This is a genomic window from Agathobaculum faecis (assembly GCF_014287995.1).
GTDB classification, from domain to species: domain Bacteria; phylum Bacillota; class Clostridia; order Oscillospirales; family Butyricicoccaceae; genus Agathobaculum; species Agathobaculum ammoniilyticum.
On the sequence record NZ_JACOPL010000006.1, the window covers coordinates 59,018 to 84,083 of the forward strand.

General features: G+C 57.1%; 25 protein-coding genes and 1 tRNA gene. 6 read left to right on the forward strand and 20 right to left on the reverse strand.

The window, feature by feature from the left end; genetic code table 11:
- Positions 1–11 precede the first annotated feature (11 nt).
- The 8 genes from H8S45_RS07515 to H8S45_RS07550 are packed head-to-tail and all read right to left on the reverse strand — an operon-like array spanning position 12 to position 6,530.
- Positions 12–506 (reverse strand): TRAP transporter small permease, encoded by a 495-nt coding sequence (locus tag H8S45_RS07515; RefSeq protein WP_107631763.1) that lies wholly within the window; start codon positions 504–506, stop codon positions 12–14.
- Positions 507–533: 27 nt separating this feature from the next.
- A complete protein-coding gene (locus H8S45_RS07520) occupies positions 534–1,499 on the reverse strand; it encodes a sugar phosphate isomerase/epimerase family protein (RefSeq protein ID WP_054326446.1) in 966 nt (321 codons plus the stop codon).
- Positions 1,500–1,535: 36 nt separating this feature from the next.
- The gene (locus H8S45_RS07525; RefSeq protein WP_054326445.1) at positions 1,536–2,636 is read right to left on the reverse strand and encodes a Gfo/Idh/MocA family protein; all 1,101 of its coding nucleotides are present in this window, start codon (positions 2,634–2,636) and stop codon (positions 1,536–1,538) included.
- A 24-nt stretch (positions 2,637–2,660) separates the two neighbouring features.
- Positions 2,661–3,599 carry an ROK family protein gene (locus H8S45_RS07530; protein ID WP_107631762.1) on the reverse strand — a complete coding sequence of 313 codons (939 nt, stop codon included), beginning with the start codon at positions 3,597–3,599 and terminating at the stop codon, positions 2,661–2,663.
- Between the two features lie 4 nt (positions 3,600–3,603).
- The gene (locus tag H8S45_RS07535) at positions 3,604–4,170 is read right to left on the reverse strand and encodes an SIS domain-containing protein (protein WP_054326444.1); all 567 of its coding nucleotides are present in this window, start codon (positions 4,168–4,170) and stop codon (positions 3,604–3,606) included.
- Between the two features lie 16 nt (positions 4,171–4,186).
- Positions 4,187–4,630: a cupin domain-containing protein gene (locus H8S45_RS07540; protein WP_054326443.1), complete on the reverse strand. Its 444-nt coding sequence runs from the start codon at positions 4,628–4,630 to the stop codon at positions 4,187–4,189.
- Between the two features lie 14 nt (positions 4,631–4,644).
- The gene (locus H8S45_RS07545; RefSeq protein WP_054326442.1) at positions 4,645–5,679 is read right to left on the reverse strand and encodes a zinc-dependent alcohol dehydrogenase; all 1,035 of its coding nucleotides are present in this window, start codon (positions 5,677–5,679) and stop codon (positions 4,645–4,647) included.
- A gap of 17 nt (positions 5,680–5,696) precedes the next feature.
- Complete coding sequence (locus H8S45_RS07550; protein ID WP_054326441.1) at positions 5,697–6,530, reverse strand: sugar phosphate isomerase/epimerase family protein; 834 nt, start codon at positions 6,528–6,530, stop codon at positions 5,697–5,699.
- Between the two features lie 400 nt (positions 6,531–6,930).
- Here H8S45_RS07550 and H8S45_RS07555 point away from each other — a divergent pair, with 400 nt between their 5' ends.
- Positions 6,931–7,842 carry a LysR family transcriptional regulator gene (locus H8S45_RS07555; protein ID WP_107631760.1) on the forward strand — a complete coding sequence of 304 codons (912 nt, stop codon included), beginning with the start codon at positions 6,931–6,933 and terminating at the stop codon, positions 7,840–7,842.
- Positions 7,843–7,940: 98 nt separating this feature from the next.
- Here H8S45_RS07555 and H8S45_RS07560 read toward each other — a convergent pair whose 3' ends face one another.
- From H8S45_RS07560 to H8S45_RS07580, 5 genes are all read right to left on the reverse strand, one after another.
- On the reverse strand, positions 7,941–9,155 hold the full coding sequence (locus H8S45_RS07560) for an FprA family A-type flavoprotein (RefSeq protein WP_054326439.1): 1,215 nt from the start codon (positions 9,153–9,155) through the stop codon (positions 7,941–7,943).
- Positions 9,156–9,179: 24 nt separating this feature from the next.
- A complete protein-coding gene (locus tag H8S45_RS07565) occupies positions 9,180–11,090 on the reverse strand; it encodes an acyl-CoA dehydrogenase family protein (protein ID WP_082396848.1) in 1,911 nt (636 codons plus the stop codon).
- A 478-nt stretch (positions 11,091–11,568) separates the two neighbouring features.
- Positions 11,569–13,311, reverse strand: a complete 1,743-nt coding sequence (locus H8S45_RS07570) for an ABC transporter ATP-binding protein (protein ID WP_054326438.1) — start codon at positions 13,309–13,311, stop codon at positions 11,569–11,571.
- A 1-nt stretch (position 13,312) separates the two neighbouring features.
- Positions 13,313–15,115 carry an ABC transporter ATP-binding protein gene (locus H8S45_RS07575; protein WP_186949880.1) on the reverse strand — a complete coding sequence of 601 codons (1,803 nt, stop codon included), beginning with the start codon at positions 15,113–15,115 and terminating at the stop codon, positions 13,313–13,315.
- 81 nt (positions 15,116–15,196) lie between these two features.
- Positions 15,197–15,823, reverse strand: a complete 627-nt coding sequence (locus H8S45_RS07580) for a TetR/AcrR family transcriptional regulator (protein ID WP_054326437.1) — start codon at positions 15,821–15,823, stop codon at positions 15,197–15,199.
- 211 nt (positions 15,824–16,034) lie between these two features.
- On the opposite strand from H8S45_RS07580, the gene H8S45_RS07585 reads away from it, so the two are divergent.
- On the forward strand, positions 16,035–16,280 hold the full coding sequence (locus H8S45_RS07585; RefSeq protein WP_107631755.1) for a heavy-metal-associated domain-containing protein: 246 nt from the start codon (positions 16,035–16,037) through the stop codon (positions 16,278–16,280).
- A 205-nt stretch (positions 16,281–16,485) separates the two neighbouring features.
- Here H8S45_RS07585 and H8S45_RS16575 read toward each other — a convergent pair whose 3' ends face one another.
- The gene (locus tag H8S45_RS16575) at positions 16,486–16,839 is read right to left on the reverse strand and encodes a branched-chain amino acid transporter permease (RefSeq protein ID WP_082396847.1); all 354 of its coding nucleotides are present in this window, start codon (positions 16,837–16,839) and stop codon (positions 16,486–16,488) included.
- Between the two features lie 138 nt (positions 16,840–16,977).
- On the opposite strand from H8S45_RS16575, the gene H8S45_RS07595 reads away from it, so the two are divergent.
- The 4 genes from H8S45_RS07595 (at position 16,978) to H8S45_RS07610 (ending at position 20,481) form a co-directional block, all read left to right on the forward strand.
- Positions 16,978–17,598: a P-loop NTPase family protein gene (locus H8S45_RS07595; RefSeq protein ID WP_054326436.1), complete on the forward strand. Its 621-nt coding sequence runs from the start codon at positions 16,978–16,980 to the stop codon at positions 17,596–17,598.
- A complete protein-coding gene (locus tag H8S45_RS07600; protein WP_054326435.1) occupies positions 17,591–18,931 on the forward strand; it encodes an FtsK/SpoIIIE domain-containing protein in 1,341 nt (446 codons plus the stop codon). The genes H8S45_RS07595 and H8S45_RS07600 overlap by 8 nt, the downstream gene beginning before the upstream one ends.
- Positions 18,932–19,150 (forward strand): helix-turn-helix domain-containing protein, encoded by a 219-nt coding sequence (locus tag H8S45_RS07605; protein WP_054326434.1) that lies wholly within the window; start codon positions 18,932–18,934, stop codon positions 19,148–19,150. It abuts the gene before it with no gap.
- Positions 19,151–19,305: 155 nt separating this feature from the next.
- On the forward strand, positions 19,306–20,481 hold the full coding sequence (locus tag H8S45_RS07610) for a tyrosine-type recombinase/integrase (protein WP_186949882.1): 1,176 nt from the start codon (positions 19,306–19,308) through the stop codon (positions 20,479–20,481).
- Between the two features lie 112 nt (positions 20,482–20,593).
- Here the strand turns inward: H8S45_RS07610 and H8S45_RS07615 are convergent.
- The 6 genes from H8S45_RS07615 to H8S45_RS07640 form a co-directional block, all read right to left on the reverse strand.
- Positions 20,594–20,684, reverse strand: a tRNA-Ser gene (locus H8S45_RS07615).
- Positions 20,685–20,942: 258 nt separating this feature from the next.
- A complete protein-coding gene (locus tag H8S45_RS07620) occupies positions 20,943–21,569 on the reverse strand; it encodes a cytidylate kinase-like family protein (RefSeq protein ID WP_054326432.1) in 627 nt (208 codons plus the stop codon).
- 13 nt (positions 21,570–21,582) lie between these two features.
- The gene (locus H8S45_RS07625; RefSeq protein WP_054326431.1) at positions 21,583–22,290 is read right to left on the reverse strand and encodes an ABC transporter ATP-binding protein; all 708 of its coding nucleotides are present in this window, start codon (positions 22,288–22,290) and stop codon (positions 21,583–21,585) included.
- Positions 22,291–22,305: 15 nt separating this feature from the next.
- Positions 22,306–23,064: an ABC transporter ATP-binding protein gene (locus H8S45_RS07630; RefSeq protein ID WP_107631714.1), complete on the reverse strand. Its 759-nt coding sequence runs from the start codon at positions 23,062–23,064 to the stop codon at positions 22,306–22,308.
- A gap of 1 nt (position 23,065) precedes the next feature.
- The gene (locus H8S45_RS07635; protein WP_054326430.1) at positions 23,066–24,142 is read right to left on the reverse strand and encodes a branched-chain amino acid ABC transporter permease; all 1,077 of its coding nucleotides are present in this window, start codon (positions 24,140–24,142) and stop codon (positions 23,066–23,068) included.
- Positions 24,143–24,157: 15 nt separating this feature from the next.
- Positions 24,158–25,039: a branched-chain amino acid ABC transporter permease gene (locus tag H8S45_RS07640; RefSeq protein WP_054326506.1), complete on the reverse strand. Its 882-nt coding sequence runs from the start codon at positions 25,037–25,039 to the stop codon at positions 24,158–24,160.
- Positions 25,040–25,066 lie beyond the last annotated feature (27 nt).

Consider the following 25,066-nt stretch of genomic DNA (forward strand, 5'->3'; position numbering starts at 1 on the left):
GTTCGCCTCCTTTATTCTTGTTCAGTCGCGGGGTCATCGACGGTGCGGCTCTTGATCGTGCGCAGATACTCGTAGATCATCAGAGCAAAGCCTATCGGGATCGATACATAATAGTACATTCTGGGAATGCGCAGCGTGGTACTCAGCATGGTACCGGCGGCGGTATACTGTGCGGTCCAGATGAGCAAGAGCACCAGGAAAACAATGGTAATCGCCAGGAAGACCGACCGCAGCGCAATGCGCACCGCCTTGCTTTTTGGTTTGTTGACCAGCATTGTGAATTCGGTATGTCCGTTGGTGCGAACCGCTCGGGCGCTGCCGAACATGCCCATGGCCACCAGCAGGGCCTGATTGACCTCATCCGCCCACAGGAAGCCGGTTTGGAAAATATAACGCGCAATAACAGTGGCCGTTGCAATGCAGACGATAGCGGTCAGCGTTGCACCGCAGACGATGTTCTCAAGCCATCGGATAATCGTATCGATGCTGTTAAATAACTTTTTCATACTTTCTCTCCTATAGGCACTGTTTTGTTATGCCCACCACATTCCGGATGTTTCCGCAAAGATCGCGCAGCTTTTCACCATGTCCACCGCGTGCTGCAAACCTTCCAGCCGGTTGATCAGGCTGTCCTCATGCTCAATGCTGATCGTTCCGTCATATCCGGTCTTCCGCAGCTCGGAAAAAATATCTTTCCAGTACTTCGCGTCATTCCCGTAGCCTATCGTTCGGAAGATCCAGGAGCGGTGCGTCTCGTCGCTATAATGCTTTGTGTCCAGAACGCCGTTGCGCGCGGTGTTGTACCGGTCGATGCACACATCCTTCGCGTGTACATGGTAGATCATTCCCGCAAAGGCCCGAATCACGGCCACCGGCTCCATCCCCTGCCAGAGCAGGTGGCTGGGGTCGAAGTTGACGCCGATCTCCGGCCCGACCGCTTCCCGCAGACGTTTCAGCGTATCCACGTTGTAGACACTGAAGCCGGGATGCAGCTCCAGCGCGATTTTGCTTACGCCGCAGTCCTTTGCACTCTGAGCGAAGCTTTTCCAATACGGGATCAGGACCTTGTCCCACTGATATTTGAGAATATCCAGATTATCGTCCGGCCACGCACAGGTCACCCAGTTGGGATATCGGGACGCTTCGCAGTCCCCGGGGCAGCCGGAAAAGCAGGTGATGGTATCGACCCCCAGCTTTTCTGCCAGGCGGACGGTGTTGCACATATCCTCATGATACTCTTCCGCCTTCGCCGGATCGGGATGCACCGGATTGCCGTGACAGGAAAGCGCGCTGATCGTCAGACCGGAGGCTTGGAGGGTCTGCTGAAATTCCTCCAGCGCCTCGGGAGAGGCAAGCAGGCGTTCCGGCGCGACATGCGCCTTGCCGGCGAATCCGCCACAGCCGGGTTCTATCTGCTCAATCCCCATTTCCCGAAATATTTTTAACGCATCTTCCAGCGGCCTGTCCTGCAGTACATTTGCCACAACGCCTATTTTCAATCCATATTCCTCCTTCCCTTGTTCATCATATGCTTATCAGACAACAACCCACTTGCCGCTGTGGGCGCTCTCATACAATGCGTCGCAGATCTTCATCATATGAAGACCGTCCTCAAAGGTCGCAAAGGGGTTTTCCGGTGCTTCGCCGCGAATAGCCCCATAAATCGCTGTGAAATTCTGCTTGAAAGCATCGGGGAAGCCCTCCGCGTGGCCGCCCGGATATCCGATGACAGCGGCCGTCGCACGGTCTACCAGGGAGGGGTCCTTGGTCAACAGCCCGTTGGGACCGTCCCGATGGCCGATCAGCAGATCGTTGACCCGCTCGTTATCCCATTCCAGCGACTGCCTGGTGCCGGCCACCTGTAGCACGGTCTGATTCTTCTTGCCAGAGAATACTGCAGAAAACGTGGCGGTGCCGACAGCCCCGCCGTCGAACCGGAGCAGGACGCAGGAGAAATCCTCCGTATCAATGTCCACATCTTTTGGACCCTGCTCCGTCATTTGCGTGCGCTGTGGATAAACGGTTTTAAATTCCGCGAAAACCTCGGTCACCTGCTGGCCGGTGACGTATTCGGCCAGATCAATCCAGTGGGAGCCTAGGTCTGCGGTGGCCCGTGTCTTGCCGCACTGGTCGGACAGCAGCTTCCAGCTGAAATCCGTCTTGTACTGCAGCCAGTCCTGCAGATAGCCGCCCTGGATATGATAAATTTCACCGAGCTCTCCGTCCAGCGCCATGCGCCGCATCCGGTAGGGGATGGGGTAATAGCGGTTGTGGAAGTTCAATGCGCCGATCACGCCGCTCTTGCGGACCGCATCGACCATTTTCTGCGCCTCTTCCGCGTTTCGCGCCATGGGCTTCTCGCAGACGACATGAATACCCCGCTCTATGGCTGCCATGGCAATCGCCATGTGGGTGCTGTTGGGCGTGCAGATGTGAATGCAGTCAGGCTTGCAGGCATCCATCATTTCCACATAATCCGCGTAGCCCGCGGGAACGCCCAGCCGTTCGGCCTTTTCCTTTGCGCCAAACGAATCCGCAATGGCCACAACGTCCACATGGGGGATTCGCCTGAGCGCTTCCACATGGGCAAACCCGATAAAGCCCATGCCGACTACCGCTGCTTTTAAGCGTTTCATATGCTTCCTCCCTGTTTATCGTACTTATACTGCGATTGCAACCGCGCCCATCAGAGCGGCTTCATAGCCAAGGGCGGTCGGCAGGATCGGCACGTCTTTCATCTGTGCAAAGGTATACCGTTCCATAGACCGGCGAATGCCCGGCATGAGCAGGTCCAGCGAAGCCGATACCCCGCCGCCGATAATGACCGCTTCCGGATCAAGAATATTCGTGTAATAGGAAATGCCCTTGCCGAGATACTCGCCGACCTGCTGGAAAATCGCTGCGGCGGTCTCATTACCGTTTTTCGCCAGCTTCGCACAGGAAGCGCCCGAAGGGCTCTCTCCCAGCCGGTCGAAAGCCGCCCGGAAAGCCGCGTCCTGCCGCGTCCGCTCCTCGATCAGCCGGTTCAGGGCCGTTCCGGAACCATGCGCTTCCAGACAGCCCTGCTCTCCGCAGGGGCAGCCGCAGGGCTTTTGGTATTCCACCTTGAGATGGCCGAACTCACCGGCATAGCCATGTGCGCCGCGAATCAGCCGTCCATCGCTGACGACCGCACCGCCTACGCCAGTGGAAACGGTCATCCACCCGAAGCTGGAAAACCGCTTCCCCAGCCCGAAGCGCACCTCTCCCACGGCGCAGGCGTTTACGTCATTTTCGCACACAACCCTGGCAATCCGGAGCTTTTTGGAAAGATACGCCCTCACGGGTATCTGGCTCCAGCCCGCGTAAACCGCCCGAAGCAGAACCCCTTCCCCGCGCTCCACAATGCCGGGAAGGTTGACCCCGATGCCGGCAATCTGTTCCATACGCAGGCCGCGTTTTTCTGCAAACCGGCAGAGGATTTCGCAGCATACATCCAGATGCCGCAGGCAGTCTCCGGTTTCGGTGGGAAACTGCTGTTTTTCATAAATTTTTCCGGCGTCGTCCGCAAGGGCGACAATGGTTTTGGTACCGCCGATATCAAAAGCCCCAATGTACATAGGCTTATCCCTGTGCGTTCTGGATGGCACGCTTCATATCCTGCGAGATGGCGTGCTCCAAAATCAGGTGGATGTCCTCCACCACGCCGTAGTTCTTTGAGGGGAGCACAATGGAAAGGTCGGACAGCCCGATCAGACTGCCGTTGTAATCGCCTACAATGCAAATCGTTTTAGCGCCGGCCGCCTTTGCATACTTTTGCGCCTCCACCAGATTGCCGGAGCTGCCGGAGACGGACAGAGAAATCACTAGGTCGCCTTCTTCCAGAAAATTTTTCAACTGCTCTACCATGGTCTGGTCATAGGCGTTGTCGTTGCCATAGGCGGTGAAAATAGAGGAGTGGTCAGAGGGGGCAAAGATCTTCAGCCGCTTGGAGTCCCCAATGTTGATGCCCTTGCCAAAGTCACAGACCCAGTGAGAGGCCGCGGCCGCGCTGCCGCCGTTGCCCAGCACGAACACACGTCTGCCGTTCTCGCGCGCCTCCTCCAGACAGGCCTCCAGCTTTTCAATGTCAGACCGGTCGATCGCTCCCAGCGTGCGCTGGAGCTCATCGCTGTAATTATCAAAAAACATGTTGCTTTACCCCCGCTTATTCGGCATGTTCGCCGTCATATGCGCTCTTGTCGTCATCCAGAACGTCATAGCCCGCCCGCATGTACAGGTCGAGCTGCGGCGGCGTCGCGATACCGAGCGTTACGAAAGGCTCTGTGTTTCCTGCGGGGTTGCGGGTGCCGTGCAGTACGCCGGGAGGCGCGAACACAATATCGCCGGCCTTGCAGGGGATCCACTTGTCATAGAGATAGCACTCGCCCTCGCCGGAATGAATAATCAAAATTTCTTCCGAAATAGGGTGCTTATGCGGTGCGAACTCTTTGCCGGGCTCATGGAAGCCGACCGCGATATTGGTGTTTTTGCATCCCATCTTGGGGTTCAGCGCGAAGTGAACCACATGGCCGTTGGGCATGGTCCAGGTTTCGCCGCCGCTGATGCTGAACTTGCCGCCATACTTCTGAACATATTCTTTCTTTGTCATCTCCGATATCTCCTTTATGAAAACTGAATCACTGCTTTGATGGCCGCGCCGCTTCTGGCGTCGGCAAAGGCCTGAAGGGCATCCTTATACTCGTAAACCGAAATGAGCTTCCGCAGATCGTCTTTCATCTGGACCACCTTTTCCACCACAGCCGAGGTTCCATCCGTTTTCAGCTGCGGCGCGGGACCCTTGGAGCCGATAATGGTCAATTCTTTTCGCATAATAGGCAGCGGCTCAAATCCATCAATGCCGCCGAAATACACACTGGGAACAACAATCTTACCACCGGTGCGGGCAGCGGCCATGGCGTCTTTCAGAACAGGAGGCGCTCCAGTCGCTTCGATGACGATATCGACGCCATCCTTCGCGGTCATCTCTTTAACCTGCTCCATCCAGGCGGGTTCGGATGTGTCTATCACATCCAGCAGGCCGGTCTTGCGCACCTGCTCCAGGCGCAGCTTGCTGCGGTCCGCGCCGATCACCGTACCCGCGCCCATGGTCTTGAGGATCATGGCGGCCACCAGGCCGATGGCGCCCAGACCGATCACCAACACGCTGTCGCCGGGCTGGATATTTGCTTTCATTGCCACATGGTAAGCACAGTTGGCCGGCTCCAGAATGGAAGCGGTGATATCGTCCAGTTCGTCAGGGATGGGGCTGAGGAAGCTGTACGCATCCGTGTTGGTCACCAGCGTTTGCTCCGTGAAGCCGCCGGGCAGAAGGGCGTCATTCAGGCTCTTACAGTAGTTCTGCATGCCGTTGCGGCAGAACCAGCACCGGCCGCAGCCCTTGACCAGCTCGCTGGCGACGCGCATCCCTTTTTTCAGGCCGTTGGCGCCGTTGCCCACCTCCGTGATAACGCCGGAAAACTCATGTCCAAAATAGTGCTCGCCGGAGAGGTCCCGCCTGCCGTTATACAGTGCCAAGTCGCTTCCACAGATGCCGCAGGCCTTTATGTCTACCCGAACGGTGCTGTCCGTGATTGCCGGGCGTTCATCGGTTTCCCGCATTTCCAACCGGCTGGGAGCCAGTAATCTGATTGTTCGCATTGCTATCGTACCTTTCTTCATCGATTAAACGCAGCCCGAGCCGTTTCGATGCCAATCTGCATCTGTCGGTCCGCTTCTTCCACGGTGTCGAACCATAGCTTCCATGGGTACAGGCCGAACACCTCGAACGAGCAGTACTTGTCAAAGCCCGCTTCCTGCAGAGCGCCCGCGACAGCCTTGAAATCAAAGTGTCCGGTGCCGGGCGCGTGGCGGTTGGAGTCTGCCAAGTGCAAATTCTGCAGCGCATATCCGTATTTCCGCACAGACTCGACAGGGTCGGCTTCCTCAATGTTCAGATGATAGGTGTCCGCCATGGTGCGCACATGAGGATGATCGACCTGCTGCACAAATTCGGTCGCCTGCTGCATCGTGTTCAGGAAGTTGGTCTCGTAGCGGTTGATCGCCTCGACCGCAAGGTAAACCTCCTTGCTTGCGGCGTATTCGCCCGCCTGGCGGATCACCTCCGCCATACATTTGACGGCTTCCTCGCGGTCGGTATCATCGTCCAGATGGCGGGTAGCGCCGCCGCTGCCGATGATGACGGTCGCGGCCTCCATATCAGCGGCGACATCAACCACCTTGCACAGATAATCCGCGCATTTGGCGTTGAGCGTCCGGTCCGCTGTGGCCAGCTTGACGCTTCCATCAAAAATGTAGTGGAGGGCGCTGCATGCAAGGCCCGCGTCACGGATCCAGCCCTTAACCTCGCGGCGGCGTTCCGGTGTGCTCTCTACGGGCAGATGCAGCGCTGCGGTCAGCTCCACTGCATCAAACCCAATCTTTGCGGCTCTGTTGATGGTATCATGCAGGTCATGCATGCCATAGACCGCCGTACACATGCTAAACTTCATAAATAGGCTCCTTTGGGATCTCATCAGTATCGTCTGTATGGGTCTGTGCTTCGATAGAAAAAAACTATTAAAAATTGTTGATCGTTTGAATCGAAATACATGCGAAGAATGGATTGGATTTTTTCACAGTACATTCGTGATTTCTAACAAAAGCTTTTGTTTATCTTCACCAATAGTGTAGCATGGTGATAGCGGACAAGTAAAATACTAACAAATTATTTTTTAATAGTTTGCGCTTATAACAGAGGAAAGCGCGCAATTCCCCATCGTTCGCTTTGTTGATTTTCAACATTTTATTAGTGTCTCATCCATTGACATTGCAGCACAGTGCATGTATAATAAGAAAAAACTAACAAAAAGCCCTGCGTAAGTTTTACTTTTATGATAGGGAGGATGCTCTATGACGCTGAACCAACTGCTGTATTTTCAGAAAATTGCCGCAATGGGCAATATGGGAAAAGCCGCAAAAGCGCTTCACATTTCCCAGCCCAGTTTGAGCGTCTCCATCTCCAACCTGGAAAAAGAGCTGAATCTCTCCCTGTTTCATCGAAACGGACACAATTTAGAGCTTTCCGCCGAAGGAGAGCAGCTTCTGGCGCATGCGGAAGCCATTTTAGCGGATTTACAGGCCGCGCAGCTACATATGCAGTCGCTCTCCGCCAATCGGGATATCCTGATCCGCATCGGCTGCATTTCACCGGTTTTATGGGAACACCTGCCGCGGATGGTCCGCGCGTTCCTGTCCAGGCCGGAAAACAGAAAAATGAAAGTCGAATTCATCACGGACAACACAGTTCCTCTGATTGCAAAGCTGCGGGATGGGTATTGCGATTTTCTCATTTGCTCGGCTTCCGACGAGGACGGTCTGTGTCAGACCGAGTTGATTGCGGAGCCCTTTGTGCTGCTCTGTCCGCCTGACGCCTATGTGCCGCAAAGCTGGGAAGACCTGTTTGCCTGCAGTGTGATCGGCTTTCAGAAACAGACCGCTGCGTATTATGAAATTTACGATATGCTCAAGCCCTATGGAATCGAGCCGGTTTATGGCCATATCGCCCCCGATGAGGCAAGCATCGCCAGTCTGGTCGCCCACGGCTTCGGTTATGGCATTTGTCCCCACGTGTCCCTTCTAAAGAATTACAACGTGCAAATCGCGCCCTTACCCCTCCCTAATAAGGGAATGGTGCGCCGGATTTACGTCACCCAACTGGCCAGCCGCCCACCGGTGGGCGCGGCCCAACGCTTCCTGAAATATCTGATGGCGTCGGCCGGACCAGACAAACAGGAAGCTCCGTTTACCGGAGCCCTGCTGTGAAAAAAGCGCCGTCCCATCGGTCATAACCGATGGGACGGCGCTTTTTAGGGGGATGTGCTGATATTTTTCTGTATGCTGGGCCGCGGCACACGTCCCGTTTACTGATTGACGGATTCCACGATGGCATCCGCAAGGGCACCCAGCTCCGCCGCTTTATCCGGCAGCAGCGCGGAGGCCATGGACAGCCGCTCGTTGAGCACGGTCATATTCTTGAGTTCCTCATCGATGAATTTCTGCATCAGGTCGCCCGACTTGACCGCCCACGAACCGTTTTCGATGATCGCAAAGGTGCGGTTCTGCAGGTTAAGCGCCTTCATATCCATCAGGTAGTTGTGCATGACCGGATAGATACCAAGATTATAGGTCACAGAGGCCAGCACGATATGGCTCAGCCGGAAGGTTTCGGAAATCAGCTGTGAAACATGGGTGTTGGATACATCGTACAGCCAGACGTTGCTCACGCCCTTTTCACACAGCTTGCCTGCCAGCGCCTGCGCCGCGGCTTCCGTATTGCCGTACATCGAGGCGTAAGCGATCATGACGCCCTTTTCCTCCGGCTCGTAGCGGCTCCAGTGGTCGTACTTGTCGATAAAGTACATCAGGTCCTTGCGCCAGACCGGACCGTGCAGCGGGCAGATGAATTTGATCTGATCCAGGATGCCCGCCGCCTTTTTGAGCAGCATCTGGACATGCGGGCCGTATTTTCCCACGATGTTGGTCAGGTAGCGGCGGGCGTCGTCGATCCAGTCGCGGTCGAAGTTGACCTCGTCCGCGAACAGCTTGCCGTCCAGTGCGCCGAACGAGCCGAACGCATCCGCCGAGAACAGCACGCCGTTTGTGGTGTCAAAGGTGACCATGGCCTCGGGCCAATGCACCATGGGCGCCGCGACAAAGGTCACAACATGCCTGCCGAAGCTCTGGGTGTCACCTTCCTTGACCTCGATCAGCTCATGGCCGTCGATGTCAAAGCCGAACTGGCGCATGAACATGAACGCCTTTTCGGTCGAGATCACCTTGACCGACGGATAGCGGAGCAGGATCTCCTCGACAGAAGCGCCGTGGTCTGGTTCCATGTGGTTGACGACCAGGTAATCCAGTGTCCGCCCGTCCAGCAGATGCTCCACGTTTTCAAGGAGCTGGCGGCAGGCCGACCAGTCTACCGTGTCGAACAGCACGGTCTTCTCATCCAGCAGCAGGTAGGCGTTGTAGGACACGCCGCGCGGGATGGGAAAGATGTTTTCAAACAGGGCGAGACGATGATCGTTCGCACCGACCCAGTAGAGATCGTCCGTTACATTGCGCACGCAGTACATATATTCTCCTCCTTATTCTTCCAGTCAGGCTTCAATGAACATATCCTTGCCTTCGCCGCACTCCGGACACACCCATTCCTCGGGCAGCTTTTCGAACAGCGTACCGGGGGCGACCTCCGCGTCCTCGTCGCCCAGTTCGGGGACGTATTCGTAGCCGCAGCCGCCGCAGACATAGCGCTTGCCAATCGGCTCGGGCTTGGGTACAGGCGGGCGTTTCATTTTGACCATGGGCGGGGCGGGTTGCTTTTCGCCGGTATCGAGCGCAGCGGTCAGCAGCGGCAGGATCTCGTTGACATCGCCCACGATACCGTAGTCGCAGTTTTTGAAGATCGGCGCATTGCCGTTCTTGTTGATTGCTACAATGGTCGAGGCATCCTTGATACCCTTAAGGTGCTGGATCGCGCCCGAGATACCGCAGGCAATATACAGGTTGCCCTTGAATTTCTGGCCGGACATGCCGACATAGCGGTCCAGCGGTACATATTTGAGCGTCTCCGCCACTGGGCGTGAGGAGCCGACCGCCGCGCCCGCGGCGCGCGCCAGATCCTCGACCAGCTTCATGTTCTCCCTGCTGCCAATGCCCTGTCCGGCGGAGACCACACGCTCCGCCTGCGTGATCGGAGTATCGATTGAAATGCCGACGGTGAAGTCGTGTCCGTCCTTCTGCAGCGCCGCCACTAGCGCCGCCACCTTCTCTTCCGGCGAGCCTTCCTTGAGTATGTTGTGCTTGCGCACGCCCGTGACCGGCGCGGGCTTCTTGGGCCGGCTGGAGGTGCCGCCCTCGCTCTTGGGCGGCCTGCCCAGGATGTTGGACGCGATCACGACGCGCTGGATCTCGTTGGTGCCTTCATAGATGGTGGTGATCTTGGCGTCGCGGTACATGCGTTCCACATCCATGCCCTTGAGGAAGCCCGTGCCGCCGAAGATCTGCAGCGCGTCGTTGGTGACCTCGAGCGAGATGTCGGACGCATACATCTTGGCCATCGCTGCCTCCATCGCATACGGCTCGTGCGCTTCCTTCAGTTCAGCCGCGGAGTAGACCAGCATCCGCGCGCAGCGCAGCTTGGTCGCCATATCCGCGATCTTGAACGAGATCGCCTGCTGGAAGCCGATCGGCTTGTCGAACTGCACGCGCTCCTTGGCGTAATCCACCGCCGCTTCATACGCGCCCTGCGCGATGCCAAGCGCCTGCGATGCGATGCCGATGCGCCCACCATCCAGCGTCGCCATCGCAATCTTGAAGCCCTGCCCCTCCTTGCCGAGCAGGTTCTCCTTGGGTACTTTCACATCGTTGAAGATCAGCTCTGCGGTGGACGAGGAGCGGATGCCCATTTTGTCATAATGGTCGCCAAAGCTAAAGCCTTCCCACCCCTTTTCGACGATAAAGGCCGAAATGCCGCGGGTACCGATATCCGGCGTGGTGACCGCGAACACCACATAGGTATCCGCCTTGGGCGCGTTAGTGATGAAGATCTTGCCGCCGTTGAGCAGATAATGGTCGCCCTTATCGATCGCGGTCGTCTCGGTGCCGCCCGCGTCAGAACCGGCATTCGGTTCGGTCAGGCCGAACGCGGCGATCTTTTCGCCCTTTGCCAGCGGAACCAGATATTTCTGCTTCTGCTCCTCGGTGCCGAATGCGAAGATCGGCCACGAGCCGAGCGACACATGGGCGGACAGGATAACGCCCGTGCCGCCGTCCACGCGCGACAGTTCCTCAACCGCGATTGCGTAGCTCAGCACATCCTGTCCGGCGCCGCCGTATTCCTTGGGATAAGGCAACCCCATATATCCGAGCTTGCCCATTTTCCGGACGGCTTCTGCCGGAAATTCATTCTCCTTGTCCATGAGGAAGGCCTGCGGCTTGACCTCTTTTTCCGCGAAAGCGCGGATCTCAGCGCGCAGCTTTTCATGCGCGTCAGTGGTATGGAACAACATGGGGAAACCTCCTTATTTGATCCTTCTTGTGTTGCAAATGTTTTGTTATGCATATAGTATACCATTTTCATATTTTTTCTTGCAATGCCACTTTTGTACGAATCAAATGCCTTCTTTTTGCGTTTCTATCCAATCATATGCGCAATATATCCAAACAAAATATACTTTTTATGTGTGTTTTAGCATTTGTGGCTCCCGCCCGCAATCCCATTCGTTTTACGGGCAAAAACTTGCTCCCCACTGCCGTTCCAGAAGCTGGGAGCCTTATCGACCGTTTGCCCTCTTACATTTCCGGTTTTTTTCTCCGGTCGTGTTTTTCGTAATATTCTTTTTTTCGACATACCTTTTCCGCTCCGCGCCTTTTATCAGCAGCGGCATGGATGAGACGTCCCGCTCGCACTGGATTCCCACCGAGAAATGGTAAGCGTCTTTCGACTGGTCCTGCGCCAGCGCCTGGTGCCGGAAAAAGCCGGTCGGCTCAGGCGAGCCGCCACTGTGCGCTTTCCTGCTGCAGCTCCACCATGCGCCGGTACAGGCCTCCCTCGGCCATCAGCTGCGCGGGCGAGCCCTGCTGCGCCACGCGGCCGTTTTCCAGCACCACGATATGGTCGGCTCCGGCCACGGTGCGCATCCGGTGGGCGATGACCAGCACGGTCTTGCCGGCCAGCAGGCGGGAGAGCGCCCCCTGCACCCTGGTTTCGTTTTCCACGTCCAGGCTGGCGGTCGCCTCGTCCAGCAGCACGATGGGCGCGTCCTTGAGCAGCGCCCGGGCGATCGAGATGCGCTGCCGCTCGCCGCCCGAGAGACGGGCGCCGTTCTCCCCGATGGGGGTATGGTATCCGTTCGGCATTTTGCGGACGAATTCATCGCAGTTGGCGGCTCTGGCTGCGGCCAGCACCTCCTTATCGGTCGCACCGCGCCGGCCGAGACGGATATTTTCCAGCACCGTATCGTCGAACAGCACCACGTCCTGAAACACCATCGAGTAATCCGTTAGCAGCACCTCCGGCTCCACGGTGGCGATATCCACGCCGCCCACCTTGACTGCGCCCTCGGCAGCGTCCCACAAACGGGCAGCCAGCCGTGCGCAGGTGCTCTTGCCCGAGCCGGAGGGACCCACCAGCGCGGTCACCTCGCCCTCTTTTGCTGTAAAGCACACGTCGTGCAGCACCTTTTTCTCGTCGTAGGCAAACTCCACATGCTCGAATACAATGTCGTGTCCGTTGGGCTGAAACGCCGCCGCACCTTCTGCCACGGGCATGTCCTGAATCTCCATCATGCGGTCGGCGGAGACCTGGGAAACGAACATCTCCGCGATCAGCGCCAAGCTCTGGTCGAACGGCGCATAGATGCGGGTGATGACCAGCAGGAACAGGAACAGCAGCATAAAGTCGATGCGGCCGGAGAGAATCAGCTCCGCGCCCACGAGGATGGTCGTCGCCACACCAAGGCGCATAATCACGCTGGCCGCGTTCACCAAAAGGCCGGTGGATAATTCGCCGCGGATCGTGACCCGCTCATGTTCGTCGATCTTCTGCCCCAATTCTGCGAGGTAACGCGCCTGCTGGTTGGCGGCGCGGATCTCGCGGATGTTCTCCAGCGCCTCCTGCATCCCATCCGCCACGCGGACGGCGGCTTTTTTCGTCCGCTCGGCGCTGCGTCCCGCGAGCCTGCGGCTGCCGAACAGCAGGCCAAACGCCGCCGGCACCCCCCACAGGCAGGCGGCCGCCAGCCGCCAGTCATATACAAACAGGCATACGGCCGCGACCCCTGTGGAGATGTACGCGCCGTACAGATACCCCAGCACATGCGACCAGACGTGCTCCATGCGGTTCACGTCCCCCATAAGGGTCTCGGTCAGGTCGGCCAGATCCCGCTTGCCGAAATAGCCCAACGGAAGCTTGCGCAGGCGCTCCGCCAGACTGAGGCGGGTGGCCTTGACCTCGTTGTACACCAGGCCGTAGGTGGCGCGATACTGCTGCAAATGGGTCGCAAAGGACAGTAGGAGGAACAGCAGCACCCCCGTGATGAAAAGCGCCGCGTTGGGCAGCGGCTCCCCCTCGGTCAGCGCCCCCATAAAGCCGTCCATCAGCAGGTACAAGATGCTGATGCCTCCCAGAACGATCAGGTTGACGATGACCGTCCAGAAGGTGCCTTTTTTGACAGTTTGCACACCTTGAGCGGTCAGGGCGTATTTGCGCTGAAACTTTTTGCCAAACATGTTACTCTGCCTCCCTTTCGCTGGTGATCTTCCACTGGACCGCCGTGTTATAGTCCGCCCACATTCTGGCGTACAGCCCCGTGGCGGCGACCAGCTCCTCATGCGTGCCTTGCTCCGCGATGCGCCCTTCCTCCAGCACAATGATCTTATCCGCCCCCACGACGGTGGACAGGCGATGGGCGATCATGATGACGGTCCGGTCCCTGGTCAGCGCGGTGAGGGCCTTCTGGATCCGCACCTCGTTTTCGGGATCGGCAAAGGCGGTGGCCTCATCCAGCACCACGATGGGCGCATCCTTCAGGATCGCCCTTGCCAGCGCAATGCGCTGGGCCTCGCCGCCCGAAAGATAGGTCCCGTCCGAACCGATTCGGGTATCCAGCCCGTTCGGCAGCTTTTGCAGAATATCTCCGCATTGCGCTGCCGCAAGCGCGGCTTCCACCTGTTCCCGCGCGGCTTCCGGACGGGCGGCGCGGACATTTTCCAGAATGGAGGTCTTAAACAGGCGGCTGTTCTGGAAAACGAACGCGACCTGCTCCATCAACGTGTGCGGGTCAATCTGCCGCACGTCCACACCGCCGACCTCCACCACGCCCGACGACGCATCCCAGAAGCGGGGGATCAGGCTGGCGGCTGTGGTCTTGCCCCCGCCCGAAGGACCAACCAGCGCGACCGTCTGCCCTGGCTCCACTGTGAAGGAAACATGGGACAGCGCGGGCGTTTCCGCACCATCATAGGTAAAGCTGACGTCCCGAAACGCCACCCGACTGCCGCAGGGCGTCCGCGGATGCTGTGGCGACTGCAGGCTGGGGGCGCACATGACCTTATCGATACGGCTCAGCGCAGCGCTCGCCAGCATCATCCCCGAGGCGGCAAACATGATCTTGGCCAGCGCGGTGGAGATGATAGCCGAAAACACCGCGTAAAAGGCAAAATTGGTGATAAAACCGGCCAGACTGCCTGCGGCCAGCGCGCTGGGCGCGAGGAACAGCGCCGCGGGTACCAAAAACACGAACGCGCCCTCGGTGAAGGTCAGGTTTACGGACTGGGGTACTCGGCACACATCCGCCTGGTAGTACTCGGCCTTGGTGCTGTAATCCTCGATCGCCTGCTGGAAAGCCTTGAACGAATAGACCGTCTGCTGGAATATCTTGACCACCGGAATGCCGCGCACATACTCAGTACCCGCCTTGCTGATACGGTCCAGCGCGGCCTGATACTCCGCCATAATTTTGGCGTTTTTGCCGCCCATCATGGAAAACATGGCGATCACTGAGATCACCGCGGCCAGCAGGCAGGCGGCTCCCATCCGCCAATCAAAGGCGACCATCAGCGCCAGCATGCTCACAAACAGGGCGATCGTTCCGATGATATCCGCCAGGTTGTGCGCCAGCAGCGTTTCGGTATCGGCCGCCGCCGCATCCAGCCGGCCGCGGATCAGACCGGACGCATTGGCGTCGAAAAAGCCCAGCGGCGCTTTCATCATATGGGCCATGCCCCGCTTGCGGATGTTGGCCGCGGTGCGAAACGCCGCCAGGTGGGTACACATCAGCCCCGCAAAATACAGGACGATGCCGCCCACCGCAAAGGCAAACGCCAGCCAGCCCCAGCGGGTAACGTTTTGCGCCCGCGTCCAGTCCGGTGCGGCGGCGATCAGATCGCGGGCGGCCAGCCAGATGCAGATGTACGGCGCCATGCTCAGTAGCATGGATACAGCCGACAGTGCCAGCCCCAGAAAGGTCAGCCCCTTTCGGCTGCCCGCATAGTCTAGCAGGATGGCCAGATCGCTCTTCTTTTTGTTTTTCATCTAAATAACCTCCTTTTGGTTAGCTTTTGCTAACTTTATGTCAAAACAACAGGGAATACGATGCCGCATTCCCTACTGTGTTCAACCAAACGAAAGCTCAAACAGACGCTCCCATCCGCCGGTGTAAAACGCCCGCAGCTGCTGCACATCCCGCAGCGCCTGGTCGTGCGGCATATCGTGGACCACTACCTCAAAAATGCTGTTGAACATGCCGCTGGCAATGATATGGCACAGGGAGCGATCCAACGGCGGAACCTCCTGCCCCGCGCGGCGCAGAACCTCGATATACTCGAGGGTTGCCTCGACCTCCACCTCCACCATGTTATGGACAAAGTTCTCATAGCTGGTGCCTTCCGCCCCGCACAGCAGCAGCTTTACCGGCTCCCGATGCTGGCAGATGTAGTCCACCATCCAGGTGAGATAGGCGCCGGATTCCTTCCCCACATGCGCCGGCTGCTCGGTCTCAGGCAACTCGGCAAAGGAAAGCTGCGCCTCCATGAACCGGCCCATCAGGGCGGCAGCGTGCGGCTCCACGATCGAAGCGAACAGTGCCTCCTTGCTGGAAAAGTAACCGTAAAAGGCGCCGGTGGTCACGCCGGCGTTCTTGACAATCTGCCGCAGCGAAGCGCCCTGAAACCCCTTGTCCAGAAATTCAGCCAGCGCGGCCTGTTCGATGTTCTCCAATGTGGTGGTGGCTCCCTCTTCCATTTCGCTGCACCTCACAATAACACTGTTATATAACATCGTTATTGTACTACGCGGCTTTGCATTTGTCAACCGGAAAACCATATTTTTGGCGCACCGGCCAAAAAGTCGACGGGAAGCGATATGCGACTCAACTGGTGCTTGCATTCCGGACAAATTTATAGTATCCTTTGGTTAGTTGACGCTAACCAATTATAAAGAGGAGGACATCCATATGTGGAAATACACGGTACAGGTCAGTGGGATGATGTGCGGGATGTGCGAGGCCCATGTCAACGATGCGGTCCGCAAAGCCTGCCCCGTAAAAAAAGTGCGTTCCTCTCACAGCAAGGGAGAAACGGAAATCCTCACCCCGGAAGAACTGGACGAGCAAGCCCTGCGGAACGCTATCTGCTCTACGGGTTATGAGGCGGGCGAAATCCGCAAAGAGCCCTACAAAAAACGGGGCCTGTTCGGCTAAACGCAATATATGAGGATTATGCCAGGCCGTGGAATATCCCCTATACCAATTAAAATACGTACGTTCTCTTCCATCGTGTCTCACCTTTTTGGGTCAGGTCCCTTTCAAGCGCCTTGCGGAAAAACCACAAAAACAAGCGGACAGACGACTACACAGCCCATCCAGGCGTTAGAATCAACCGCTATCGGTATGTTTTACTCGAAAATCACTTAAAAACCATCTGCACAAGCAGCATATAGCAGACGGTCCCGCCCGTGAGGGAGAGAAGCATCTGCTTTTTCCAAAGGTGCAATCCCACAACCACAGCCGCCGCAATCAGCTCCGGCAAACCGTGGTTCCCGCCAAAGACAGAGACATCTCTAAGGCAGTAAACCACCACAAGCTCTACCGATCCGGCAAAAACCAGCAGGCTCATGACCATCGGATATACAAAGCTGAACCCCGAAACGTTCATGTAGATGCCGTAGGCCAATCCCCAAAACCAAAATCCCGCAAAAATCGGGATGGTATATGGGAATACACATTTTAGCGCGTTTAAAACGATATTGCGTTCCCTCATGGCACCCCTCTTGAAATTATATAATAAACATACGGAAGCGCGCAGGAAAACCGCGATTATATTCAAAAAGGCGGCAAATGGTCGGATACCGAAAAAGCCGAAACGGTTGTGCCAGATAGCTTTGAAGAGTTTGGGCACATGCCGCTGCCGCAGAGCGAGAAAGCCCCCGAGATGACCACTCTGCTTGAAGACATTGCCGCCGGAAAGACAACTTCGCAGATCATCCGTGAAAATCCCAAGCTGGCGTTCCGGGTGAAGGAAATCGACATGCTACGGCAGACGCTGCTGTCCGAGAAATATGCCGAGCAGAACCGCATCGTGGAAACGCAATATCTTTATGGTGCGACCGGTACCGGCAAAACAAGCGGCATTTATCGGCGGCACGATCCGCGCGACATCTACCGCGTGACCAACTACCGGAACGGACGCGGCGTTTCTTTCGACGATTACCACGGACAGGACGTGATCGTATTTGAGGAATTTGCGTCGCAAATCCCCATCGAAGAAATGCTCAACCTGCTGGACATTTACCCGCTCATGCTGCCCGCCCGGTACAGCGACAAAGTCGCGTGCTACACCAAGGTATATATCACCTCGAACCTGCCGCTCGGCCGCCAATATCAAGCGGTGCAGCAGTATCACCCTGAAACATGGAAAGCCTTTCTGCGCCGCATCCGCACCTTCACCGAGTACCGCGAGAACGGCGCACCAATCACCCGACCCATCAGCGAATGGAGGTGGATGCTGGAAGATGGATAACCGAAAACGCAATCTGCTGGAACAGGAAACGCAGCGCAGGTATCTGCTGCTTCTGTTTCAAACTGGCCTCAAGGAGATCTGGACAGACCAGTACCGTCTGAAGGTATTGGTGCTCTATCTGCTCACCGTGCTTCTGTTCAGCATCATCCGCCCGTGGGATCTTGCGTACAGCGGACCAGATATTTTCGATGCAGTCAGCCGGATCGCGTTCAGCCTTTGCTTTCCGTTTCTCGTGTTCGGCGGTCTGGCTGTGCTCATTCTGTGGGCGGGTACGCCTTCCAAGGCGAAAAGCATCCAGAACAATTTGCAGCGTATCGGACTGGTCAACCACGCAGGTGAAACACCGTTGCTGGTTGCCGTCCGAACAGAGGAATCGGACGATATGCACAGCCGCATGACCGTTCTCGAGTTTCTGGCCTGCGGCGTTCCCAAGTCCGTATGGGAGGACAAGCGCGCCGATATTGAAACCGCGCTGAACATCCACATTGCAGACATCCGCGAAAGCGACGGCAAGCGTCGCATCCAGCTGTACACCGTTCCCGCCACGGACGAGCTGCCCAAGCTGCTGCCGTGGAAAGACGCCTATCTACGAGATGCGTTTCCCGCCTGCAAGTTAGTGCTCGGCGAAAGTCTGCTCGGGCCGGTGACGCTCGACCTCAACCTCATCCCGCATGTGCTGCTGGGCGGCGGCACGGGTTCGGGTAAGTCTGTGCTACTCAAGCTGATGCTGATGCAATGCCTCAAGCAGCCCAATATACAGGTTACGATCGCGGACTTCAAGGGCGGTGTGGACTTTGGCAGCCCATGGCGCAAGCATCCAAACTGCAAACTGATTCTCGACCGCGAGACGCTGCTTTGCTATCTGGATGACGTGACCGAAAAGCTGGAACAGCGCAAGGATATACTTGGCAAAGTCGAGCGCCGAGACATCTACGACTACAACCGGCATGAGCCGATTCCAATGGATCGGATCGTATTCGCAGTAGACGAGGTCGCCGAAATTCTGGACAAGACCGGCCTGACCAAAGAGGAAAAGGAACAGGTCGCCCGCATAGAAAACCGGCTGTCTACCATCGCCCGACAAGGGCGTGCGTTCGGCATTCACCTGTTCCTCTCCACCCAGCGACCGGATGCCAATATCCTTTCCGGCCAAATCAAGAACAACATCGGTTACCGCATCTGCGGACGCGCAGATCATGTGCTTTCCTCGATCATTCTGGACAACACGGATGCCAGCGACAAGATTCTGCACGACGCCCAAGGCCGTTTCCTCACAGGTGACGGCACAGTATTTCAAGCCTACTGGTTCGACGACACAAAGAAGATGTTTTGAATGGATAAACTGACCTATAACGCGCCGGAGCTGGCGCTGCTGCTCGGCATTAGCCGCAGCGCGGCCTATAACCTGATGCACCGCGCAGATTTCCCGTCCTTCCGCATCGGCAAACTACTGCTCGTCAAACAGGACAAACTCACCGAATGGCTGGACGCGCAGGGCAAAACCACCCACGGCTACCAGCCGCCGTACCTGTTCCCAGAAAGCGGCTGTTAAGCCTACACACAAACCCACATTGGCACACGATAAGGCGGGGCTGCCCTGCAATGGGCAGCCCCATTTTTGTACCGCAAGCAGCGCCCAATCCTCGCAGCCTGTGATATAATAGAAGCACCTAAATTGTATGTGCCGGAAAGGAGCATCCAGCAACTATGGCACGCAAAAGTAAAAAACGCGAAGCCGGCAGCGGCACGATATACAAGCGGAAAGACGGCCGCTGGCAGGGGCAATATGTGTCCGGCCGCGACCCTATAACGGGCAAGCTGCTCCGTCATTCCGTCTATGGCAAAACGCAGAAAGAGGTTGCCACCAAACTGCGCGAGGCAACCGCAAACATTGACCGCGGCACCTATCAGGAGCCGAGCCAGATCACCATTGCGGCCTACGCGCAGGAATACTTCTCGATCTGCGCAGTCAATCTGGCGCACAGCACGCAGGTGACCTATCAAAAGATTCTGGAAAACCATATTCTTCCCGCGCTCGGCAAGGTCAAGCTGACCGATCTGACCCATCGACAGGTACAGCAGTTTGTCACTTCATTGTCGGTCAAAAAGAAGCTGTCCGCCAAAACCGTCCGCAACATCCATGGCATCCTGCACAACATGCTGGAATCCGCCATCCGCGACGAGCTGTTACTCCGTAATGTATCCGAGCGCTGCTCACTGCCGCGCGTGACCCAGCATCAGGTACGCGCGATCACGACCGCTAAGCTCAACCAGTTCTTGCGGGCAATCGACGGCAAGCAGTTCCGCAACATTTTCTTTATCGACATTTTCTCCGGCCTGCGCCTGTCCGAGATTCTTGGCCTGCGCTGGGAGGAGGTTGATTTCGACCACGATTGCATTTATGTCCGCCAGCAGCTGCAGCAGAAGCAGGTCAAGGGCGATTTCGGCTACTTTCTCGCGCCGCCCAAGGAAGGCAAGCAGCGCAAGGTGATCCTCGCGCAGAACGCCATGCGGGTCTTGTGGCATCAACGGGCAAAGCAGAATGAGCAGCAGCTGGCAGCTGGCGCACTTTGGGACAACAGCTTCCATCTGGTGTTCACGAACGATTTTGGACAACCGCTTAATCGGCGCACCGTGTACAAGCACCTCAAACGCATCCTGCTGGACTGCGGCATGGGCAATTATACCTTCCATTCCCTGCGGCATTCATTTGCGACGATCTCGCTGGAAAATGGGGACGACATCAAGACAATGCAGACGAATCTGGGGCATTACGCCGCCTCGTTCACACTGAAGACCTATGCCCATGTAAGTGACCAGATGCAGCGGAACAGCGCGGCACGGATGGATGCGCTGATTGCTTCCCTGCCAAAAGCAAAATAATCCTGATGCACTCAGGATTACACTCAAAATTTTCATTCCTCTAAAAATATTCGTGTTTTCCGTTAAAAAACAGCAAAAACCGCACTTTATCTTTCGATAAAGTGCGGTAATCTGGCGGAGAGTCAGGGATTTGAACCCTGGAGACGCTCATCACGCCTACACGATTTCCAATCGTGCGCCTTCGACCACTCAGCCAACTCTCCATAGTCTGCTGCTCTCACAGAGGACGAGATATATTATATCCTATATCCTTGCTTTCGTCAAGCCTTTTTTCTCTTTTTTGCAATTGTCATGCGCAACAGCAGTACCCCCAACAGAAAAGCCTTATGCATCTTTTCACGGATGCACAAGGCTTTTTTAGAATCTCATAGCATTCGGCCGCACGACGCTGCACGAAAACGGATATACTGAACCGCCCAGGGTGGCTTGCAATCCGCGTCATTCCGCCACAACCTGCAGCCTTATTTCTGGAATTGGGAACGCACCTGCATATACTGCACAATTTCTTCCACCACGCCGTCGAAGCCCAGCACACCGCTGTTGAGCGACAGATCGTAATTGCGCGCGTCATACCAGTCGCTTCCCGTGTGGTGCTTGTAATACTTGGCGCGGTATTCGTCGATCTCTGCGATTTTTCTGGCCACCGCATCCTCCGGCATCGAATCTATTTTCATAGCCTCCTGCAGGCAGAACGCCGCGTCCGCGTGGACGAACACCCGAACCACGTCCGGCCGCCCCTTGAGGATATAGTCCGCGCAGCGCCCGATCAGCACGCACGGCCCCTGATCGGCCAGCTTGCAGATGATTTTCGCCTGATAGTCGAACAGCGCGTTGTCACGCAGATAGGCCTTGGAGGAGTCATTGATTACGCTTGTATCTCCTTTATAGCGGCTGCGCAGGCGGGTCAAAAAGTCGGGCTTGAGCCGTTCGTCTGAAAACAGCATGGCATTGATACCGCTGTCCTCGGAGGCCATCGTGATAATCTCCCGATTATAGTACGGGATATCCAGCTTGTTCGCCAGCATTTTGCCGACCGTTTTGCCGCCCGACCCATACTGGCGGGCGATCGTGATAATATACGGCTTCATTCGCGCTTCCCCCTTACTCTCCCAAATAGGCTTTCTTGATGGAATCATCGTTCAGCAGATCAGACGCCTTGCCGGATTTTACGATCCTTCCGGTTTCCAGCACATAGGCGCGGTCCGCGATCGAGAGCGCTTTTTTCGCGTTCTGCTCAACAAGCAGGACGGTCGTCCCCGCGGCAGACACCTCCTGAATGATTTTGAACACCTCGCCCACAAACAACGGCGACAGGCCCATGGATGGCTCGTCGAGCAGCAGGATGCGCGGCTTTGCCATCAGCGCGCGGCCCATGGCAAGCATTTGCTGCTCGCCGCCGGACAGCGTGCCTGCCGCCTGGTTTTTGCGCTCCTCCAAGCGCGGGAAGCGCTTGTAGACCTCCGCCAGAGATGCCTCAACCTCGCCTTTCGGTCGGGTATAGGCGCCCATTCGCAGGTTTTCACGCACGGTCAGACCCGCAAATACCCGCCGGCCCTCCGGCACATGGCTCATCCCCAGCCGGACGATCTCATGCCCGGGCTTTCTGGTGATGTTTTTGCCCTCAAACGTCACCGTGCCGCTTTTGGCGGGCAACAGTCCGGTGACGGTATGCAGCGTCGTAGTTTTACCCGCGCCGTTCGCGCCGATCAGCGCGACGACCTCACCCTCGTTTACCGTAAAGGAAACGTCGCGCAGCGCGTGGATCAGGCCGTAGTACACATTGATATCCTTTACTTCCAGCATTGCCATACTTCGTTTCCCTCCTTATTCGCCAAGGTAGGCCGTGACGACCTCCGGATTTTTCAGCACCTCGCCCGGCGTCCCCTCGGCCAGCAAACGGCCGAAGTTGAGTACATACAGGTATTCACAGATGCCGGAAACCAGCTTCATGTCGTGCTCGATCAGCAGCACGGTCACGCCGAAGCGCTTACGGACGACCTCGATCGTCTCCATCAGCTCGGCGGTCTCGTTCGGGTTCATGCCCGCCGCCGGCTCATCAAGCAGCAGCAGCTTGGGATTGGTCGCCAGCGCGCGGGCGATCTCCAGCTTGCGCTGTTTGCCGTACGGCAGGTTCGCCGCCTGGTAATCCGCCACGCTTTCCAGCCCGAACACGCCCAGCAGCTCCATCGCGCGTTCATTCATGGCGCGTTCCTTTTTGCGGTAGGAGCCGACATGGAACAGGCTTTCCGCTAACGAATAGGTGATCTCGTTATGCAGGCCGGTCTTTACGTTGTCCAGCACGGTCAGCTTGGAAAACAGGCGGATGTTCTGGAACGTGCGCGCCACGCCCATTTTGCAGATATCGTGCGGCTTTTTCCCGATCAGGTTCTGCCCGTCCAGCCGGATGCCGCCATCCGTCGGGCGGTACACGCCGGTCAGCATGTTGAACACAGTGGTTTTGCCCGCGCCGTTCGGACCGATCAGGCCTACCAGCCCGCCCTCCTCTATTTTCATGGAAAGCTCGTCAACAGCGCGCAGGCCGCCGAACGAAATCCCCAGCGAAGTCACTTCAAGCATTGCCATATCACGCGCCCTCCTTCCCGTTCTTTTCCAGCTTGCTCATCTGCTTCATACCGCGCTTTTCCAGCAGCCGCGCCTTAAGCGGCGAGTTGTTGAACAGCATCATCACAATCAACAGGATCGCATAGATCAGCATGCGGTATTCGCCGACCTCACGCAGCACCTCGGGCAGGATCGTCAGCAGCGACGCGGCGATGATCGAGCCCCAGATATTGCCCAGCCCGCCGAGCACGACGAAAACAAGAATCAGAATCGAGGTGTTGAAATCAAATTTAGCCGCGGTAATGGTAGTGTAGTTCATGCCGTACAGCGTGCCGGCCATACCAGCGAATGCTGCCGAAATGACGAACGCCATCAGCTTATACCGCGTGGTCGAAATGCCGATCGAATCCGCGGCAATCTTGTTATCGCGCACGGACATGATCGCGCGGCCCGCGCGGCTGTTAATCAGGTTCAAAATCAGGAACAGCGTGATCAGCACAAGCACAAAGCCGGTGGTGAGGGTCGACAGTCGGGATACGCCGGACACGCCCATCGGCCCGTTGATGATCATTTCCCCACCTTCCGCCAGCTCAAACCGCTGCTCGAGCAGGCTGAAGTGCAGTCCCGTGCTGTCCAGGCCGATATACAGCACATTGATGATATTTTTTATAATCTCGCCAAATGCGAGTGTGACGATCGCCAGATAGTCTCCCTTGAGACGCAGCACCGGCACGCCCACGATCACGCCCGCGACCGCAGCGCAGATACCGCCCACAAGGATCGCGACCGCCAGCCGGAGCGGCGCGGACGGGATCGCTTCCGCCAGGCAGGTCGTCGTCACGACGCCCGCGAACGCGCCGACCGACATAAAGCCCGCGTGGCCGAGCGACAACTCGCCCAGGATACCCACAGTCAGGTTGAGCGAAACCGCCATGATGACATACGCGCAGATCGGCACAAGCAGGCTTTCCAGCAAGCTGGAGATATTGCCCGTCGCCACCATCACCTGCAGGTAGATGTAGCCGGCGATCACAATGCCGAAGGACAGCAGCGTATCGCGTCCGGCCTTAGAGGCCGCATATTTCTTGAACTTTTTCATCGCAGCGCCGCCCCCTTAAACCTTTTCGCTCACGCGTTTGCCGAGCAGCCCGTCCGGCTTGACCAGCAGCACGAGGATCAGCACCGCGAATACGATCGCGTTGGAAAGCTGGGTTGAAATATATGCGCCCGCGAAAATCTCGATCACGCCCAGCAGGATGCCGCCGACAAACGCGCCCGGGATCGAGCCGATGCCGCCGAACACTGCCGCGGTGAACGCTTTAATGCCGGGCATCGAGCCGGTCGTCGGCATCAGCGTCGGATAGGCCGAACACAGCAGTACACCCGCGATCGCGGCCAGGCCGGAACCGATGGCGAACGTCAGCGAGATCGTCGTGTTCACATTAATGCCCATCAGCTGCGCCGCGCCCTTGTCCTCGGAAACTGCACGCATCGCCGTACCCATTTTGCTCTTGTTGGTAAACAGGGTCAGCACGATCATGATAACAATGCAAGCAAGCACCGTGACCAGCGTGACCGGCGTGACCGTAAGCTGTCCGTCAAACAACTGGAACGGGCTGCCCTTTACGACCGAGGTAAAGCTTTTCTGCCCCGAGCCCCAGATCAGCAGCGCCGCGTTCTGCAGGAAATAGGAAACGCCGATCGCCGTAATCAGCACCGCCAGTGACGGCGCCATGCGCAACGGCTTATAGGCCAGCCGTTCGATCACAACGCCAAGCGCTGTGCAGACAACGACCGCGAGCAGTACGCCCGCCGGAGCGGGCCAGCCCAGATAGGTCGTGGCGCAGAAGCACATATATCCGCCCACCATGATCACATCGCCGTGGGCAAAGTTTAGCATCTTCGCAATACCGTAGACCATGGTATAGCCCAGCGCGATGATCGCATAGATGCTGCCCAGACTCACGCCGTTGATCAGATGATTCAGGAAACCCATCATTCGGAACACCTCAAATCTCTTTTA

Bases quoted from the DNA above. Each gene is read 5' to 3' on its own strand.
- H8S45_RS07620 (WP_054326432.1), bottom strand. From the start codon at position 21,569: ATGAAGCCGTATATTATCACGATCGCCCGCCAGTATGGGTCGGGCGGC.
- H8S45_RS07630 (WP_107631714.1), bottom strand. From the start codon at position 23,064: ATGGCAATGCTTGAAGTGACTTCGCTGGGGATTTCGTTCGGCGGCCTG.
- H8S45_RS07545 (WP_054326442.1), bottom strand. From the start codon at position 5,679: ATGCGAACAATCAGATTACTGGCTCCCAGCCGGTTGGAAATGCGGGAA.
- H8S45_RS07525 (WP_054326445.1), bottom strand. From the start codon at position 2,636: ATGAAACGCTTAAAAGCAGCGGTAGTCGGCATGGGCTTTATCGGGTTT.
- H8S45_RS07600 (WP_054326435.1), top strand. From the start codon at position 17,591: ATGGATAACCGAAAACGCAATCTGCTGGAACAGGAAACGCAGCGCAGG.
- H8S45_RS07555 (WP_107631760.1), top strand. From the start codon at position 6,931: ATGACGCTGAACCAACTGCTGTATTTTCAGAAAATTGCCGCAATGGGC.
- H8S45_RS07550 (WP_054326441.1), bottom strand. From the start codon at position 6,530: ATGAAGTTTAGCATGTGTACGGCGGTCTATGGCATGCATGACCTGCAT.
- H8S45_RS07560 (WP_054326439.1), bottom strand. From the start codon at position 9,155: ATGTACTGCGTGCGCAATGTAACGGACGATCTCTACTGGGTCGGTGCG.
- H8S45_RS07580 (WP_054326437.1), bottom strand. From the start codon at position 15,823: ATGGAAGAGGGAGCCACCACCACATTGGAGAACATCGAACAGGCCGCG.
- H8S45_RS16575 (WP_082396847.1), bottom strand. From the start codon at position 16,839: ATGAGGGAACGCAATATCGTTTTAAACGCGCTAAAATGTGTATTCCCA.
- H8S45_RS07640 (WP_054326506.1), bottom strand. From the start codon at position 25,039: ATGGGTTTCCTGAATCATCTGATCAACGGCGTGAGTCTGGGCAGCATC.
- H8S45_RS07570 (WP_054326438.1), bottom strand. From the start codon at position 13,311: ATGTTTGGCAAAAAGTTTCAGCGCAAATACGCCCTGACCGCTCAAGGT.
- H8S45_RS07565 (WP_082396848.1), bottom strand. From the start codon at position 11,090: ATGTTGTTCCATACCACTGACGCGCATGAAAAGCTGCGCGCTGAGATC.
- H8S45_RS07530 (WP_107631762.1), bottom strand. From the start codon at position 3,599: ATGTACATTGGGGCTTTTGATATCGGCGGTACCAAAACCATTGTCGCC.
- H8S45_RS07585 (WP_107631755.1), top strand. From the start codon at position 16,035: ATGTGGAAATACACGGTACAGGTCAGTGGGATGATGTGCGGGATGTGC.
- H8S45_RS07575 (WP_186949880.1), bottom strand. From the start codon at position 15,115: ATGAAAAACAAAAAGAAGAGCGATCTGGCCATCCTGCTAGACTATGCG.
- H8S45_RS07625 (WP_054326431.1), bottom strand. From the start codon at position 22,290: ATGGCAATGCTGGAAGTAAAGGATATCAATGTGTACTACGGCCTGATC.
- H8S45_RS07540 (WP_054326443.1), bottom strand. From the start codon at position 4,630: ATGACAAAGAAAGAATATGTTCAGAAGTATGGCGGCAAGTTCAGCATC.
- H8S45_RS07605 (WP_054326434.1), top strand. From the start codon at position 18,932: ATGGATAAACTGACCTATAACGCGCCGGAGCTGGCGCTGCTGCTCGGC.
- H8S45_RS07595 (WP_054326436.1), top strand. From the start codon at position 16,978: ATGCCGCTGCCGCAGAGCGAGAAAGCCCCCGAGATGACCACTCTGCTT.
- H8S45_RS07515 (WP_107631763.1), bottom strand. From the start codon at position 506: ATGAAAAAGTTATTTAACAGCATCGATACGATTATCCGATGGCTTGAG.
- H8S45_RS07635 (WP_054326430.1), bottom strand. From the start codon at position 24,142: ATGAAAAAGTTCAAGAAATATGCGGCCTCTAAGGCCGGACGCGATACG.
- H8S45_RS07610 (WP_186949882.1), top strand. From the start codon at position 19,306: ATGGCACGCAAAAGTAAAAAACGCGAAGCCGGCAGCGGCACGATATAC.
- H8S45_RS07535 (WP_054326444.1), bottom strand. From the start codon at position 4,170: ATGTTTTTTGATAATTACAGCGATGAGCTCCAGCGCACGCTGGGAGCG.